General features: G+C 66.0%; 16 protein-coding genes. 7 read left to right on the forward strand and 9 right to left on the reverse strand.

Features of this window, described 5'->3' with window-relative positions; translation table 11 throughout:
* A partial coding sequence (locus tag K8V11_RS01995) for an aldehyde dehydrogenase family protein (RefSeq protein WP_303910538.1) occupies positions 1-995 on the reverse strand: 995 nt, incomplete at its 3' end.
* Positions 996-1,140: 145 nt separating this feature from the next.
* Between K8V11_RS01995 and K8V11_RS02000 the strand changes: the two genes are divergently transcribed.
* The 3 genes from K8V11_RS02000 to K8V11_RS02010 all read left to right on the forward strand — a co-directional run bounded on the left by K8V11_RS02000 (position 1,141) and on the right by K8V11_RS02010 (position 4,035).
* Positions 1,141-1,794: a mismatch-specific DNA-glycosylase gene (locus K8V11_RS02000; protein ID WP_303910539.1), complete on the forward strand. Its 654-nt coding sequence runs from the start codon at positions 1,141-1,143 to the stop codon at positions 1,792-1,794.
* A gap of 132 nt (positions 1,795-1,926) precedes the next feature.
* Positions 1,927-3,648, forward strand: a complete 1,722-nt coding sequence (locus tag K8V11_RS02005; RefSeq protein WP_303910540.1) for a long-chain-fatty-acid--CoA ligase — start codon at positions 1,927-1,929, stop codon at positions 3,646-3,648.
* Between the two features lie 135 nt (positions 3,649-3,783).
* Positions 3,784-4,035 (forward strand): hypothetical protein, encoded by a 252-nt coding sequence (locus tag K8V11_RS02010; RefSeq protein WP_303910541.1) that lies wholly within the window; start codon positions 3,784-3,786, stop codon positions 4,033-4,035.
* 26 nt (positions 4,036-4,061) lie between these two features.
* Here K8V11_RS02010 and K8V11_RS02015 read toward each other — a convergent pair whose 3' ends face one another.
* Positions 4,062-5,540: an acyclic terpene utilization AtuA family protein gene (locus K8V11_RS02015; RefSeq protein WP_303910542.1), complete on the reverse strand. Its 1,479-nt coding sequence runs from the start codon at positions 5,538-5,540 to the stop codon at positions 4,062-4,064.
* Between the two features lie 80 nt (positions 5,541-5,620).
* On the opposite strand from K8V11_RS02015, the gene K8V11_RS02020 reads away from it, so the two are divergent.
* From K8V11_RS02020 to K8V11_RS02035, 4 genes are all read left to right on the forward strand, one after another.
* Positions 5,621-6,310 carry a class I SAM-dependent methyltransferase gene (locus K8V11_RS02020; protein ID WP_303910543.1) on the forward strand — a complete coding sequence of 230 codons (690 nt, stop codon included), beginning with the start codon at positions 5,621-5,623 and terminating at the stop codon, positions 6,308-6,310.
* A gap of 10 nt (positions 6,311-6,320) precedes the next feature.
* The gene (locus K8V11_RS02025; protein WP_303910544.1) at positions 6,321-6,881 is read left to right on the forward strand and encodes a GNAT family N-acetyltransferase; all 561 of its coding nucleotides are present in this window, start codon (positions 6,321-6,323) and stop codon (positions 6,879-6,881) included.
* A gap of 116 nt (positions 6,882-6,997) precedes the next feature.
* Positions 6,998-8,224: an ATP-binding protein gene (locus K8V11_RS02030; RefSeq protein ID WP_303910545.1), complete on the forward strand. Its 1,227-nt coding sequence runs from the start codon at positions 6,998-7,000 to the stop codon at positions 8,222-8,224.
* Positions 8,225-8,319: 95 nt separating this feature from the next.
* Entirely contained in the window at positions 8,320-8,964 is a 645-nt protein-coding gene (locus K8V11_RS02035; protein ID WP_303910546.1) for a M23 family metallopeptidase, read from the forward strand.
* Positions 8,965-9,010: 46 nt separating this feature from the next.
* Here the strand turns inward: K8V11_RS02035 and K8V11_RS02040 are convergent, their stop codons facing one another.
* The 7 genes from K8V11_RS02040 to K8V11_RS02070 form a co-directional block, all read right to left on the reverse strand.
* Positions 9,011-10,252: a fatty acid desaturase gene (locus K8V11_RS02040; protein WP_303910547.1), complete on the reverse strand. Its 1,242-nt coding sequence runs from the start codon at positions 10,250-10,252 to the stop codon at positions 9,011-9,013.
* A 10-nt stretch (positions 10,253-10,262) separates the two neighbouring features.
* Positions 10,263-11,375 carry a ferredoxin reductase gene (locus K8V11_RS02045; RefSeq protein WP_303910548.1) on the reverse strand — a complete coding sequence of 371 codons (1,113 nt, stop codon included), beginning with the start codon at positions 11,373-11,375 and terminating at the stop codon, positions 10,263-10,265.
* A 143-nt stretch (positions 11,376-11,518) separates the two neighbouring features.
* Positions 11,519-12,181: a pentapeptide repeat-containing protein gene (locus K8V11_RS02050; protein ID WP_303910549.1), complete on the reverse strand. Its 663-nt coding sequence runs from the start codon at positions 12,179-12,181 to the stop codon at positions 11,519-11,521.
* A 50-nt stretch (positions 12,182-12,231) separates the two neighbouring features.
* Positions 12,232-14,226 carry a VWA domain-containing protein gene (locus tag K8V11_RS02055; RefSeq protein ID WP_303910550.1) on the reverse strand — a complete coding sequence of 665 codons (1,995 nt, stop codon included), beginning with the start codon at positions 14,224-14,226 and terminating at the stop codon, positions 12,232-12,234.
* Positions 14,227-14,231: 5 nt separating this feature from the next.
* Positions 14,232-15,620, reverse strand: coding sequence for a sigma 54-interacting transcriptional regulator (locus K8V11_RS02060; RefSeq protein ID WP_303910551.1), 1,389 nt, complete (start codon positions 15,618-15,620; stop codon positions 14,232-14,234).
* An 89-nt stretch (positions 15,621-15,709) separates the two neighbouring features.
* On the reverse strand, positions 15,710-16,069 hold the full coding sequence (locus K8V11_RS02065; protein ID WP_303910552.1) for a hypothetical protein: 360 nt from the start codon (positions 16,067-16,069) through the stop codon (positions 15,710-15,712).
* A gap of 34 nt (positions 16,070-16,103) precedes the next feature.
* Positions 16,104-16,511 (reverse strand): hypothetical protein, encoded by a 408-nt coding sequence (locus K8V11_RS02070; protein ID WP_303910553.1) that lies wholly within the window; start codon positions 16,509-16,511, stop codon positions 16,104-16,106.
* Positions 16,512-16,529: the final 18 nt, after the last annotated feature.

Below are 16,529 nucleotides of genomic sequence, written 5' to 3' on the forward strand. Positions count from 1 at the left end.
GCCTCCGACGTCACGAGTGGGCCGTAGTCGGCCTTCGAATCGTGGCTGTGGCCCACGCGCAGTTCGCGGGCCTTTTCCGCGATCTTCTCCACCAGGGCTTCGGCGGTCTTCTCGCCGACGGGCACGACGACGGAAATCGCCATGCACCGTTCGCCGGCGGAACCGAACCCGGCGCCCACGAGTGCGTCGGCGGCCTGGTCGAGATCGGCATCGGGCATGACGATCGCGTGGTTCTTCGCTCCGCCGAAGCACTGCGCGCGCTTACCGTTTCGGGCGGCCTCCGTGTAGATGTACTGCGCAATCGGCGTCGAACCGACAAAACCCACGGCCTGGACGGTCTCGTTTTCCAAGATCGCGTCGACAGCCTCCTTGTCGCCGTGCACTACCTGCAGCACGCCGTCGGGAAGGCCTGCCTCCGTGAGCAGCTCGGCCAGGCGCACGGGAACCGAGGGGTCCCGCTCGGACGGCTTGAGAATGAACGCGTTGCCGCAGGCCAGCGCGGGCCCGAGCTTCCACAGTGGGATCATCGCCGGGAAGTTGAACGGGGTGATCCCGGCTACGACGCCGAGAGGCTGGCGCATCGAGTACACGTCGATGCCCGTCCCTGCGCCCTGCGAGTATTCGCCCTTGACCAGGTGTGGCGCGGCGATGCAGAACTCGATGACCTCGAGACCGCGCTGGATATCTCCGTGCGCGTCGGGCACCGTCTTGCCGTGCTCGATCGACAACAGCCGAGCGAGCTCGTCGGCGTTCTGGTTGACGAGGTCCACGAACCGCATGAGCACGCGGGCGCGCTTTTGCGGATTGGTCGCGGCCCAACCCGGCTGCGCCTTCGCGGCGCGGGCAATGGCATCGTCGACCTCGGCGCGCGACGCCAACGGGACGAGCGCCTGCGCCCGGCCGAGGCTCGGGTTGAGCACCTCGGCCTCGCGGCCGCCTCCCCCGTCCACGCGCTTGCCATCGATGTAATGCGAAATCCTGCGAAGCTCGGCCATAAGTGCCTTCCTTTGACGAAAGTCGGTGCTTCTACGTGATGAGCGCCACAATACAGCTCCCGCGCCCAGGATTCCAGTGAATTAGCACTAACCGTTATCGCTTCGTCTTCTCATTCCCGCACACCCGCGTGCCACTATGGAAGCGATGTCAGAACCGTTTATTCCTCGCCGCCCCTCACCGATGGGTGGGCGCAAGCCCACGAATGCCGACCTGCCGGCGTTCGCCACCCCGGACCCCGATTCCATAGACGACGTACTTCCCGCGCCCGGAGTCCGGCTTCGCATGCTCATCGTCGGGGTCAATCCGGGCTTATGGACTGCTGCGGTCAACGGACCTTTCGCGAGACCCGGCAACCGCTTTTGGCCTTCGTTACACCGCGCGGGCCTCACCGCGCACCAGATCGATGCCTCGCTGGGATTGTCCGATGACGACGCACGCCACCTCACCCTCCGCGGGATCGGAATCACCAACCTCGTGGGACGTGCGACGACGCGGGCCGACGAACTGAGCAACGACGAGCTTCGCGCCGGGGGCCGCCGGCTTGTCGAGCGCCTGCCGCAACTGCGACCCGACGTCGTCGCGGTCGCAGGGATTACCGCATTCCGGGTGGCGTTCGACAACCGCAAAGCCGTGCTCGGCGAACAAGACACCGCGGCGATTCCCGGGTGGCCGGGCGAGGTGCGCCTCTGGGCGGTGCCGCAGCCCAGCGGTCTCAATGCCCACGAGAACATCGATTCGCTGGCGGCCAAATGGCAGTCGGTGTGGGAAGCGGCGACGGCTGCGTCCGACGAAGGATGAGTACGACACATACATCCGGTTGCTCAGCCCAGTGCTCGGTCTAACAAAGCGCATTATCTGGGAATTCACAGGTACGTTGTCGGATGTAGACCGACGAAAGACATCCGAATTACGCGCCATGGAGGATCGCCTGTGAGCCCGATCGCCGACACCACCGACAAGATCTGGAAGAACTCTTACGCCGACGGGGTGCCATTGCAGCTCGATTACGGGCACGACACCCTTGTCGACACGTTCGGAGAGGCGGTCAAGAAGTACCGCAAGCGCAGCGCGCTGTCTTTCTTCGGCAAGTCGACCACGTACGGCGAGCTCGGTGAGAAGGTGCTCCGCTTCGCTGCGGTCCTCCACGCAAAGGGCGTGCGCTCAGGGGATACGGTCGCGCTCGTCCTGCCGAACAGTCCGCAGAACGTGATCGCGTTCTGGGCGACGCTGTCACTCGGGGCGTGCGCGGTCCAACACAATCCGCTGTATACGGCAGCCGAGCTCACCGCACCGTTCCAGGACCATGCCGCGAAGGTGGCAGTCGTGTGGAACAAGGCCGCAGACACCATCGACAAGGTCGCCGCGGAGACGCCCGTCGAGACGATTATCGCGGTCGACCTCATCGCGGAGATGCCGCTTTCGAAGCGGATCCCGCTCGCGCTTCCGCTCCCGCCGCTGCGCAAGATGCGCGCCCAGCTCAGCGAGAAGGCGCCACAGCACGAGGACTTCAACTGCCTCCTGGACAAGGCCTCGGCACGCAAGGGCAAGAAGGTCACGAAGGCCGCCGAGGTCACCGAGTCCGGGGCGGCGCTCATGCTCTACACCTCCGGCACCACGGGCAAGCCCAAGGGCGTGCCGCTCAGCCACGAGAACCTGCGCGCCAACGTCAAGCAGGGCATCGCCTGGGTGCCCACGCTGCGCGAAAACATCCAGCACGTCATGCTCGCCGCGTTGCCGATGTTCCACGCCTACGGGCTCACCCTCAACATGACGCTCGCGCCGTTCATCGGCGGCCAGATCATCCTGCTGCCCTCGCCCACCAAGGAACTGCTCACCGATGCGCTGAAGAACCATTCGCTCACATGGGTGCCCGGCGTGCCGGCGCTCTACAACACGATCCTCGATATCGCCGAGTCCAAGGGATATGCGCTGGATAACGTGCGCGCGGCGTTCTCCGGGGCGGCTTCACTTCCGACCGACGTCATCGAGCGGTGGGAGAAGACGACGGGCAGCGTTCTCATCGAGGGCTACGGGCTGTCCGAGACCTCCCCGATTCTCGTCATCAACCCGGCGAACGAGGACCGGCGCCCCGGCTACATCGGGTTGCCGATCCCCGATACCGACATCAAGTTCGTGAGCACCGAGGACCCGACCGTCGAGGTGGGGATCGGCGAGGAGGGCGAGATCATCGCGAAGGGCCCGCAGGTGTTCGGCGGGTACCTCAACCGCCCGGAGGCCAACGAGGAGTCGTTCGTCGACGGCTGGTTCCGCACGGGTGACGTCGGGGTCATGGATTCGGACGGGTTCATCAAGATCGTCTCCCGCGTGAAGGAGATGATCATCACCGGCGGATTCAACGTGCACCCGCAGGAAGTCGAGGATGTAATCGCGCAGGTCGACTCCATTGAGAAGGTCGCCGTGGTCGGCGTTCCCAAGGACGACGGTTCCGAGAAGGTCGTCGCTGCGGTCGTCCTCGCCGACGGCGCGACGCTCGACGTCGACGCGCTGAGGAAGCACTGCCAGGAGAACCTCACCCGCTATAAGGTGCCGCGCGAGTTCTACGCCTTCGACGAACTCGCCGAGGACCAGCTTGGCAAGATCCGCCGCGTCGAGGTGCGCCAGCAGGTGCTGGACATGCTCGACGAGGCGTGATCTGGACGGTGCGCCCGAGGCGCGGGGCCCACACAGCGAACTATGAGCGGCGTCGTAGGTTCATCCATGCGGCGCCGCTCATTCTTGATATGAGTACTCCGCTGCCGGCGGGGAACCAGCTATCGAGGAGGATCCATGTTCGCCGCGCGAGGCAACCACGCACCCACCTACACGGACGAGAAGATCTTTTCGACGACGCTCTACCCTCGCTCCACGGACAGCGACTGGCGCGAGATCGTCATCCGCGCGCGCAGCCAGGAGGAAGCCGACAGGCTTGCCTCGCGAGTCGAGGAAGGCGGCTACTCGGGGATCTTCCTCATCTCCCCCGCTCGCGCCTGCGCACGACTCGTCGACGAATGGGGGCGGGTGTTTCGCGTCGGGCACTGACCGCGCGACGCCGACGCAGATTCGGGTTAGGGGCTGACCTCGAGCATCTCGGCCGGCACGTCCACGTCGGCGCGCCGCAGCTCGTCGCCGATCGAGGCCATCGTCCGCGAGATGATCTCCGGCGCCGCGCCGTCAACCACAAAGTTGACCGAGCGCAGGTTGGGAAGTTCGTAGCGCTTTTTGACGTAGCCGGACACGGCCGGCAGGGCCGCTTCGATCGCGGGGATGTCGAATGCTTCGCGCAGCCACGCGAACGCGGCGTCGTCCCACACCCAGATCGCAATGTTGCAGCCCGCTCCGACGGCGCCGATGCGCACGCCCGCGAGCGTGCCGAGCGCGGTGGGACGGGTGCGGCCACCGGGGACCGTCGCGTCGAGTTCGGGCACGAGAGTCAGCGCGTCGCGCGCATCCCCCTTGCCCACCGGCGCTGTGCGCAAGGGGCCGCCGACTGGCTCGTTGGAGCCGTTGGGATGTGTGACGACGCAGGTCGAAAGCTCACGGGAGAGCCAGCGCAGCTCTCGGCGCACGAGGGAATCGTCGCCTGCCGCGGTCTCCCAAACGAACACGACCGCCTGCGCGTCCGGCGGTAGCTCGCCGCGAGCGCCGCGCAGGACGACACGATCGAAGCCTTCCTGGCCGATCCCAATGCTGTCGATACGCAGGACCACATCCGGCGAGGGGTAGCGTGCGCCACCGATGCCGTCGAGAAGCTGATCGGTGACGGTGCCGACGGTGACCGAACCCATCGCTCCGGGATGCCGGGTGATGATGGCGGTGCCGTCGGCATGGATCTCGGCGACCGGATAGCCGCCGGCGACCGGGTCGATCGTCGAACGCGTCTGGTCGGTAGAGCCACGGGAGGTGCCCGTGGCGCCCGGCCCGCCGGAGATGACGTGTCCGACGGCCACGGCGCCGGCGAGCGCGTCGAGATTGTCGCGGGTCCAACGGTGGTGGGCGATCGCGGCGCCGAGGACGAGCGCCTCCCGGGATACGCGACCGGTGATGACGATCTGCGCACCGCCGTCGAGCGCGTGCGCGATACCGAAGGCGCCGTACGAGACGGTCGCGACCTTCGGCTCGGGCTCGTCCGCGGGGACCTGCCCGGCAAGCTGGTCGGGCGTGCAGTGCCCAGCATCGATCCACGACACCGCGATATCCGCCCCGCGCGCTGCGAGGAGCTCGCTGACCTTGATCGCGAGAGCCTCGGGCGCGAGTGCGCCGGCGTTGGTGACGATCGTGACGCCGCGGTCCGCGACCATATCGACCACGTATTCGAGCTGGGTGAGAAATGTGGTCTCGAAGCCGTCTCCACCCGCGGCCACCTCGTCCGCGAGACGCACCATCGCGACATCGGAGAGCAGGTCCATCGCCAACACGTCGAACTGGGAACCGGCGATGAAGTCGCGCATCGCGCCCGCCCGGTCTTGGCGGCGTGCGGACATGTTGGCGATACGCAGTGCGGCATTGCCGCGGGCCTGCGACGCCTGCGCGACGGGCTGGGTCATCCTCGCCTCCTTCTCAAAGTATGTCTCCAACCGTACCGCCGTCGCAGGCCGTGCGACGGCAACCGGCTAGGTTGGATTCCATGATCGTTCCCGCCATCCCGCAGTCCGCGCTCGACGTCTTCGAGTCCACGAAGGGTTTCATGCCGCTGGACGAGGGCCGCGTGCTGCACGAGATCGCCTACTCGTACCTCGCCGGCGCCGCCGCGGGCGCCCGTCCCGCGGTTGGCGTGGAGATCGGAACCTATGCAGGGCGTTCGACCGTGCTGCTCGGGGAAGCCGCGCGCGCCGCGGGCGCCCGGATCGTCACCGTCGATCATCATCGCGGCTCCGAGGAGCATCAGGAGGGCTGGGAATATCACGACGCCGACCTCGTCGACGCGCACACCGGCCGGATCGAAACGCTCGGTCTCCTCCGTCATACGCTCTGGGATGCGCAGCTCGACGACATCGTCCTCCCGCTCGTCGGTTCCTCGCCCGCGGCGGCGTCGGTGTGGTCGACCCCAGCGCGCTTCGTGTTCATCGACGGCGGGCACTCGGAAGCGGCCGCCCACGCCGATTTCGAGGGCTGGGCGCCGTGGGTCGAGATAGGCGGGGCGCTGCTCATCCACGACGTGTTCCCCGACCCGGCGGACGGCGGTCGCCCGCCATTCGAAATCTACGAACGTGCCCTGGCCACCGGGCAGTTCACCGAGGTCGCCGTCCAGGACTCGTTGCGCGTGCTGCGCCGCGACTCGGGCGAGCTCGGCGCGCCGATGCCGCCGCGCACGTAATAATCGCGCCATGTTCGACTCACCGTCCATCGATTTTCCCGACCGGATTTCTGCCGAGGGCCTCGAACTGCGCCGGTTACGCGCGCCCGCGCACGGCGGGGACGCTACAGACGTCGAGGCGATCGACAATGCCGTCGCGCCCGAATCGATCCGCGAGACCTTCTATTACTTCACCTCCATCCCCGCCGGGGACGGCCGCCTCGCCGAGTTCCTCGCCGAAGCCGTCCCGCGGGTGACGTACGGGGTGTGGAACGGAGTGGATCCACTCGGCAGCACGAGCCTCTATAACTGGGATCTCGCAGCCCGGACCTGCATGATCGGCTACACCTGGTTATCACCCGCAGCGCGCGGAACCGGCGCCAACGCGAAGGTGAAGGCCGCGCTTTTCGCCACTCTTACCCAGCACGGCTTCACCGCCGTTCGGCTGCGTGCCGACGTCGACAACACCCGCTCGCGGGCGGCGATGCGGAAGATCGGGGCGCGCGAGGCCGAGATCGATCCCGCCCCTCGCCTCTACGAGTGGGATCCCGAACGCTGCTCGCGCTCGCAGTACTTCGTCGTCGAGCTCTGAGCACCGCGGCGGCGTACACCCGAATACACGCCGCCATCTAACCCCGTTGCCGCTACACTTCGATACATGCATGGCTCGCGCGAACCCGGCGTCCGACGTCATAGGGAGGTCTGTCCATGAGCACCGCCGATAACGCGCCCACGCGACAGGCCAACCCGTTCCGGCCGGGCTTCGGCCGGATGCCCCCGATCGTCGCGGGGCGCGATATCCATATCGGCCGGATCACCGACGCGATGGTCGACGGCGGCGGCGAACACTTCCTGCTGCGCGGGCACCGCGGCATGGGCAAGACCGTCCTGCTCAGTCTCGCGGTCGACGCGGCACTCGAGCAGGGCTGGCTCCCCTTATCGACGACAGCGTCCTCGACTCTTGTAGAGAAGCTCGTGCACACCGAAATCCCCGAGATGCTTCGCGCGCTCGAAGGCGGAAAGAGCGAACGGGCGCAGGTCACCGGCGTGCAGATCGCCTCGGTTGGCCAGATCTCGACGACGCGCACGAAAATTCATCCGAGCAAGCCGACGCTCGAATCCCGGCTGCGCGAGCTCGTCGACACCGCATCCGCTGCGACCGGCCGCACCACCGGTGTGGTGCTCACGGTCGACGAAATGCATCGCCAGGCGCTCGACGATCTCGCCGAGATCGCCGCGGTCACCCAAACGCTCACCCGCGACAACTTCCCCATCGTCTTCGTCGGTGCCGGGCTGCCGCCGAACGTCCACGCCCTCCTCGAGGAGCCGCGCACGACGTTCCTGCGCCGCGCGCAGTCCATCGAGCTCGGCCCGCTCGGTCTACCGGACACCCGCACGGCGCTGCTCGATCCATTTTATGACGCCGGACGCCGCGTTTCCGAAGACGCCGCCGATCTCGCCACCCAGGTGACCCAGGCCAACCCGCACCTCATCCAGCTCTTCGGCCGCGAACTGTGGGATTCGGTTGCTGAGCGGGAGTCGGGCGCCGCCGCGCCGATCGACGTCGATGACGTGACCACTGCGATCCCGCGTTTCCGCGAGCATATGCGCCAGCAACTGCACTGGACGGCGCTCAAGGGGCTCACCGAACGCCAGAGCGAATACCTCACCGCAGCCGCCGAATTCGACCTTCCCACCGAGGCGAGAACCGTGCGCGAGCGCCTCGGCTGGACCGAACAGACGGCGAACAACACGCTCACCGCGCTCGTGTCTGCCGGCGTCATGTACCGGCCGCAACACGGCCGGCTCGATTTCGCGGTCCCCTACCTGCAGGAACACGTGCGCACGGAGGGTACGTCGATCCCCGATCTCGCGCCGATCCATAAGCCACCGCGGCACTCGGAGATCGCGAAGCTTCTCTTCCCCGGCTCCTGAGCCTGGTGGCCCCGTCGTTTTCAGCGCCTAATCGTTCACCGAAACGTCCCTCGTCGTTTCCGGAGTCGTACCCCGGCGGTGTGCACTATGGAGCTGTGCCACTTTCCTCCGCCGATCCCCTCGTTTTGTCGTATCCGTTCACCGGGCGCTGGCTCGCCCGGAACAGCCCCGCGCGCCGAGTCCCGAGCCACGGCACGGATCTCATGGGCTCGACGTACGCGATAGATTTCGTCGCCGTCGGGGAGGATCACCGGGGCGCCCCGTTGTCCCTCGGCGCGGCGCTCGGCACCGAGCCGCCGGAGAAGTTCGTCGGCTTTGGCGCGCAGATCAACGCGCCGATCGCCGGCCGGATCGTCGAATCGTATGACGGCGCACAGGACCATGTCGCTAGGCGGTCCCAGCTCACCCTCGTGCCTTATCTACTCACCCAGGCGCAGCGATTGCGCGAGGGCGTACATGGCCTGGCCGGCAACTATGTGGTCATCGATATTTCCGGGGAGGGCCCGTTCGTTCTGCTCGCGCATTTGCAGCGCGGCAGTGTGTGCGTGCGCGATGGTGATTTCGTCGAGCCCGGGCAGCAGGTCGCGCGCTGCGGCAACTCGGGCAACAGCACGCAGCCGCACCTGCATCTTCAGGTCACCGATTCCACCGACTGGCGCCACGCGAACGGGCTCCCTATCGCGTTTCGCCACCCTGGAGCCCCGGCGCTGCCGGCGGAATCGGAAATCGTCGACGTCTGAGCCCCGTGGGCCCAGACGTCGACGGTAGAGCGATTTCGGACGGCTGCTAGTTCGCCGCGCGGACCGGCGCGTTCTTTAGCTCGCGGAGCGCGGTGCGCAGGCCACGCCGCTTACCGGTGGCCGGGTCGACTCCGAAGTGCGAGTTCATGCCCTCGAGGATCGCGAACCGGAGCTCGGAAGCGGTCTCCGGCGCATCGTCGGAGGTGGCCTTGAGCATGGCGTTGGGCACTGCCAGCTTCGCGATCGTGCGGAACGACTGCCAGTACTGGTTCATCAGCGAACCGGTCGTGTACGGGAGGTCGTAGCGTTCGCAGATGTCGCGCACCCGAACCGCGATCTCCTCGTACCGGTTGCTCGGCAGGTCCGGGTACATGTGGTGCTCGATCTGGTGGCTGAGGTTTCCGCTCATGAGCCGCATCACCGGGCCGGCGTGGAAGTTGGCTGAACCGAGCATTTGACGCAGGTACCAACGTGCCTGATCTTCGTCCTCGTATTCCTCCATGGTGAACTTCTCCGCGCCGTCGGGGAAGTGCCCACAGAAGATCACCATGTACGACCAGTAATTGCGGATGATGTTGGAGGTGAAGTTCGCCGTGATCGTGCTCTTCCAGTTCGGTCCGGCGAGCACGGGAAAGATGAGGTAGTCCTTCGCGGCCTGCTTGCCGACCTTCTGGCCGATGATGCGCAGGTCCTTGAACGCCTGACGCCAGGTCTTCTTCTTTTCGCGCAGCTTTGCGACCTCGACGTGATGCAGCGCTACGCCGACCTCGAAGAACGTTCCGAGAAGCAGGTTGTAGAAGGTGTTGCCGACGTTCCACCATTCCCACGGCTGATCGCGAGTGACCCGCAAGATGCCGTACCCGACGTCGTCGTCCATCCCGACGATATTGGTGTACTTGTGGTGGACGAAGTTGTGCGAGTGCTTCCACTGCACGCTGGGGCAGGTGTTGTCCCATTCCCACGACATCGAGTGGATCTCCGGGTCGTTCATCCAGTCCCACTGGCCATGCATCACGTTGTGCCCGAGCTCCATATTTTCGAGGATCTTGGCCACGGAAAGCATCGCCGTACCGGCGAGCCATGCCGGCTTGTAGTTACTGAAGAACAGGCTCGCACGGCCGGCGGCGGCGAGGCCGCGCTGCCAGGCGATCACCCGGCGCACGTACTGGGCATCTTTCTCGCCCCGGCTCTCCTCGATGTCCTTGCGGATCTGTGCGAGCTCGGCGCCGAGGTTTTCGATGTCCTCTTCGGTGAGATGAGCATATTCGTCGATATCGGTGATGGCCATATGGTGCCTCCTAGTGATCGATGGTGCATTCGCCGGATACGGCACTGATACAGGTCTGGATTCGTTCGCCCTCGCGGCGCTCTTCGCCGGTACGCAAGTCCCGGACGTATCCGCTCGCGAGTTGGACTACGCAGGTTTGGCAGATCCCCATTCGACAACCAAAGGGAAGCTGGATTCCGAGCTCTTCGCCCGCTTCGAGGATCGTGGTCGCCCCGTCGAGAGTCACGGACTTATCGGAGACCGAGAAGGTCAGTGTGCCTCCCTCGCCGCCGTGGTCCGTGCGGGCGATGGTGAATCTTTCGACGTGGAGTTGGTCGGCGCAGCCCGCTTTCTCGAACTCGCTTTCCATGTCGTCGAGTAGCGCCACCGGGCCGCAAGCCCAGCATTCGCGTTCGCGCCAATCCGGGGCCGCGTCGTCGAGGCGAGCCACATCGAACTTGCCCATGGAACGGGTGAGCTGAAGGACCAGCGTGTACCCACCTGGCGCCTCCTCCAGCGCCTCCAGCTCCTCGCGGAAGATGACATCTTCGCGGGTCGGGGCGGAGTGAATGTGGACGATGTCGGGGAGATCGCCACGGTCGGCTAGCCACCGGAGCATGCCGATCACCGGCGTGATGCCGCTTCCCGCGGTCACGAAGAGGATCTTGTCTGGCACCGGTTCGGGAAGATGGAAATCCCCTTTCGGCGCGGCGAGCCGGATGATCGTTCCCGGAGCGACGCCGTCGACCAGGTGGGAAGACAAGAAACCGTCCGGGTTCGCCTTCACCGTGATCGAGATGATCTTGTCGTTCGACTCCCCCAGCGAGGTGAGCGAGTAGGAACGCCAATGCCACCGCCCTCCGATCTGCACCCCGATCCCGACATATTGGCCGGGGGTGTAACTGACCGGAAAGCCCCAACCCGCGCGGATCGTCACCGTCGCGGTGTCTTCGGTTTCCTTCTCGACGCTGACGACGCGGCCCCGCAGTTCTCGGGCCGACCACAGCGGATTGACGAGGCCGAGATAGTCATCCGGGAGCAGAGGCGTCGTGGCGCGCGCGGCGAGGCCGCGCACGACATTCATGCCCTTACGGTTGGAGCCGACGCCGGCGGCCGGCCGCTTGCTCCAGTTCACAAAATCCATGTCTCTCCTTTGGTCCGGCCACCATTAAGCTTGACAAAACATAGCTCACCGTCCAACTGTGACATTTGTAACACGGGACGGTGAACTTAAGGAATGTCAGCCCCTTTGGCAACTTGTCCAGGAGTTTCGCCGTCGATTCGGGGTCAGGCTTCGATCTTGATGCCGAGATGGGCGGCGAACGCTTCGACCATCAGTGCGACCTGTTCCGGCGACATCGTCGTCCCGGAAAGGTCTGCCGCATTTCGCACAGCAAGGACCTCGAGTCCCCGGAGATCAACATGGGAACGCTCTGAATGTGCGAGGTCCAGTTCGGTGACCGCGCATTCGCGGAACCGCACTCTGGTGAGGTGGGAATCCGCGAGATCGAACTCCCCCAGCTTGCATCCGACGAATTCGACGTCACGGAGCCGCGAACCTCTGAGGTTGATCCACTCGATCTTGCATTCGGTGAAGCGAACCGAGCGCAGAGACGACTCCACCACGTCGATCGCCCCGAATCTGCACCCCTCGAAATCCACGGCTTCCAGCGAGGAGCCCGCGAGGTTGAGGGTCGGCGCGTTGAGCCCCCTGATTCGGGTGTCGAGGGCGCGAACGTCCGAGAATTTCGCGCCGTCCGCCGTCATTCCCGTTAATTCGCAGCCGTCGAAGTTCGCCGCCTCCAGGTCGACTCCCGAGATGTCGGCCCCGGAGAACCGGAGGTCCAGATAGTCACCTCCGGCGCCGAGTTCCGCAGCGTCGGCGTCCGTAAGCTCCCCCAGCGACAGGGGTTTGATCACCGGAGGCTTCGTCGGTGTCGTACGCGCCATGGGCTGGGCTCCTTCTTCGCGGGCGTGTTCGGTTCTCGTCCCGATGTCCGCTAGTCGATGTCTCCGAAATCAGTGCCGAAGCGGGAGCTGAGGAACTCCCCGACCACTGCGGCGCCGAGGTCGTCGAGATCGGGCGCGACGACGGTGCCGCTCACGCGGCGGGCCATCGCGTCGAGGAATCGCGCGAGCCCCGGATTTTCGCCGAGCCGGAAGAACGTGACCTGGGCTCCGAAGCGCGCGATCTTGTCGAGCTCGGCGACCGTCGCTGCAATCGTCTCGCGCGCCGGAGGGTAGGAGAACCACGGCTCGCCTCCCGGTTCCAGGTGCGCGGTCGGTTCGCCGTCGGTGACGACGAGCAGCACCGGCTGCATCGTCGGGTGTTTGCGAAAGTACTGCCCGGCGAGCAGCAGCGCATGGTGGAGGTTCGTGCCCTGTTCGTACTCGATGTCTCGTTCGAGTAGCTCGCCGATTTCCACCCGCTGTGCGTACCTCCCGAACGAGATGAGCTCAAGGTCGTCGCCGCGAAATCTCGTGCTCACGAGATGGTGAAGCGCGAGCGCGGTGCGCTTCATCGGCACCCAGCGCCCCTCCATGACCATCGAGAAAGAGGTGTCCACAAGCAGCACGACCGCCGCCTGTGTCCGGGCCTCTGTCTCGCTTACCTCGATGTCTGACGGCGCAAGCCGGAGCCCTTCGCGCGGATCCCCGCCCTCGCCTGCGGTGCGCGTGATCGCGTTGGAAATGGTGCGCGGCACGTTCCACGACTCGGTGTCCCCGAACTGCCAAGGCCTACTCGCGCCGGTCTGTTCGCCCGCGGCTCCCGACGACCTCGTGTCGCGAGTGCCGGTGCGCCCGGACAGTCGCGTTGCCGCGTCGCGCAGCAGTGACTTCCCGAGTTTGCGCATCGCCGCCGGCGACAGGCGCAGGTCTCCCTCGGCATTGCGGCGCAGGTAGCCGGAGTTCTGCATCGATTTCTCGAGATCGGCGAGTGTGCGTGCGCTCACCGCCGCCTCGCGGCCGAGGTGCCGTTCGAGCGCATCGATATCCAGCTCGGACAGCGGTGACTCCGAGCTCCAGTCGCCGAGTTGATCGGATAGCGCGTCGAGTTCGCCGAGCTCTGCCATCACCGACGTCCCTTCGCCGTAGCCGACCTGGTCGTCGCCGGTGAATTCCTCCGCGCCGTCCCAGTCCTCGTCCGGGCGAAGTCGGCGAAGGTTCTCATCGAGCGCGGACAGCTGGTTCTGGATGTCCGCCGATCCGAAGGCCTGCGCCGACAGGTTCATCAGCTCGTTGCGCTGCTCCTCGCTCATCGACTGCAGCATGCGCTGCGCGGCTGCAGAGCGTTGCGCCAGCACGTCGATGAGCTCGTCCACGTCGTTCGGGTTCTCCGGGAAGTAGTCGCCGTACCGTGACATGAAGTCGGCGAATTCCTCGTCGGTGTCCTCCCCGCGGGCGTGATGTTCGAGCAGCTCGTTGAGGTCTTCGAGCATCTCTGTGACGGCTTCGCGCTCGGATTCGCCCGCGTTTTCCAGCGCGCGCTTCATCCCCGCGAAGCGCGACTCGAGTGCCTCGCGGCCGAGGAGATCCTGAATCTGCTTGTACGTCTCATGCGCGTCGGACGAGGCCCAATCGTATTCGGCGAGGCCGGCCACCTTCCCGGCCGTGGATTCGGGGAGATTCTCGATCGTCATCTCCCGCAGCGTGCGGTCGGTGGGATCCATGCGTGCGTCGCGGGCGAGTTGGCTTCGTTCGGCGAGTAAGGCCTTGTCCAGCAGCTTGGACACCTCGTCGAGGGTTCCGCCGAGTTGGTGGCGACGCAGCAATTCGCGGCGCCGCTGTTGCACTCGACCGGAAAGGTCGTCGAGCCCCAGCTGCTCGCGCCCACCGCGGCGGAGGAATTCGCGCAGCGCCTGCTTTGGCGAGTACCCGCTCATCACACCTTCGGACACCGCGTCGAGTGCCTCGCCGAGGTCTAGCGGCGGTGCAAGCGGGTCGGGACCGCCGAGGTAGCGGCCGTATCGTGCTGGTCTTTCTGGCCTGGCCATCGCCGCTATCCGTATACCGTCTGGCCGTCGCCGGAGTCCTTCGACAACCGCTGTGCCAGGTAGAGGCCTTCGAGAGCGAGCTCGATCGCGCCGGCCTTTTCACCCTCGTTCTTCGCGCCGAGACGATTGGCGATCTCCTCATAAAGTCCCGGCTCCTCGAGCTCGGGAAGGGAATCGAGGAACTCGCGCGCCGTCACCGATCCACCGGTGGTGATCAGAAGCGAGCCATCGAACGCGTCGACGAGCGGCCCCAGGTCGAGCCCAGCGAAATGTTCGCGCACGGTCTCCGCCGTGGCGATGCGCAGCAGATGCACGAGGGTTTCGGTCTCCCGCCCCTCCTCACCGGGCTCGAATTCGATCTTGCCGGCGAGCACGTCGAGCGCGGACTCGGTATCCACCAACCGGGCCACCGCCTCGTCGGTCCGCCGGACGGCCGCACGGCGGCGCGCGGAAGCGGCGACGGTCTCGGCTCCTGCGATCGCGAAACGCGCGGACACCCCGGCCGCCTGGTTAACGGCCGGCGACTCGCGCAGCCCTCGGGTGAAGCGCGCGAGGATCTCAAGTAGCACCTCCGGTACCTGCGCGCTGAGTTCCGCCTCCTGACGAATGACCGCGATCTCGTCTTCGATCTCAAGCGGGTAGTGCGTACGGATCTCCGCGCCGAAACGGTCCTTGAGCGGGGTGATGATGCGTCCGCGGTTCGTGTAGTCCTCCGGGTTCGCCGAGGCGACGACGAGCACGTCGAGCGGCAGCCGGAGCACGTAGCCGCGGATCTGCACGTCCCGTTCCTCCATCACGTTGAGCAGGGCGACCTGAATCCGTTCGGCGAGATCCGGAAGCTCGTTGAGCGCGACGATCCCGCGGTTCGCGCGCGGGATGAGCCCGTAGTGGATGGTCTCCGGATCGCCGAGGCGGCGTCCCTCGGCGACGCGCATCGGGTCGACGTCGCCGATCATGTCGGCGACCGAGGTGTCCGGGGTCGAAAGCTTTTCCACATACCGCTCGGAGCGGTGACGCCATTCGACGGCGAGCGAGTCGCCCTCGGTCTCGGCGCGGGCGATCGACGCGGCCGTGATCGGCTCGAACGGGCTCTCGCCGAGCTCCGACCCCGCGATCACCGGTGCCCACTCGTCGAGCAGCCCGACGAGCGAGCGCAGCAGGCGGGTCTTGCCCTGCCCGCGCTCACCGAGCAGCACGATGTCGTGTCCGGCGATGATCGCCCTCTCCACCTGCGGCACGACCGTGCGGGAAAATCCGTGCATACCGGGCCACGGATCCCGGCCCGCGCCAAGCTCGGTGAGGAGATTCTCGCGCATCTCCTCGCGCAGTCCCTTTGCCGCGTACCCCGCGGCACGCAGCTCTCCAAACGTCGAAATCAGTGGCTTTTCACTCACGCCGCCCACGGTAGCCCTCTCCCCCGACATTCGCCGTAGCCAAGCTCGACCGGGTGGTCCGCGCCCCGCCCGACCGGGACAGCGCGGACCTACGCGCCCACGAGATAACTACGTATCGACGCGATCTTCCCGCTCTTCGCCGCCGAGGTGAACACGAGAAAGTGCGCAAAATGCAGCCGCTTGCCCGATTCGGTCCGCGCGACCCCGTCGACCGAACCGAATTTCCCGTGCGTCACCACGTCGAGGATCTGCAGCTCCGCAAGGTCGCCGCGCAGGTTTTTCATGACGTCGGACGTGCTTGCCTCCCCGGGCAGCACCGCCCACTCCGGTTCCGGGGAAAACCATTCACCGAAGAATTCCGCATCGGCCTCTCCCCACGCGCGGGCGAACTCGGCGACGGTCTGCATGCGCGGGGAGTTCCCGCAGTTTCCGGGCATCTCGAACTTCATGGCTTCTCCCTATTTCTCCCGCGGTGCGCGAGGTCTATTGCTTACGCGGTTTGCGCGGCTTCCGCGGTTTCTTCTTCGGCTCGATCCGCCACATGTCGACGATAAGCTCCCGCAGCACCTCGGAGGCGGGATCGAGGTGCGCGCCGTCGATGCGCCACATGTTCGCCCCACCCGGATACATCGGTGCGAGCTCGGCGATCTCGCCGACCCGGTCGTCAAGCACGGACTTTTTGAGGAACAGGTGCCCGTCGTTGATCACCGCGACGCCCCGCTCCTTATCCGGGTTCGAGACGAAATCCTCGTCTGCGGCATCGAGCACGGTCGCGTACACCATGTATCCGCCGAACATCGCCCGCGTCCGGATCTCGACGGGCAGCAAATACTCGGGCAGCGACTCGGCCAGCGCGCGCGACGCAGTCTTCAACGCCTCGTCCTTGGCCATCGCTGCCCTCTCCTCGCC

This window comes from Dietzia timorensis (assembly GCF_020742175.1).
In the GTDB taxonomy this organism is placed as follows: domain Bacteria; phylum Actinomycetota; class Actinomycetes; order Mycobacteriales; family Mycobacteriaceae; genus Dietzia; species Dietzia timorensis_A.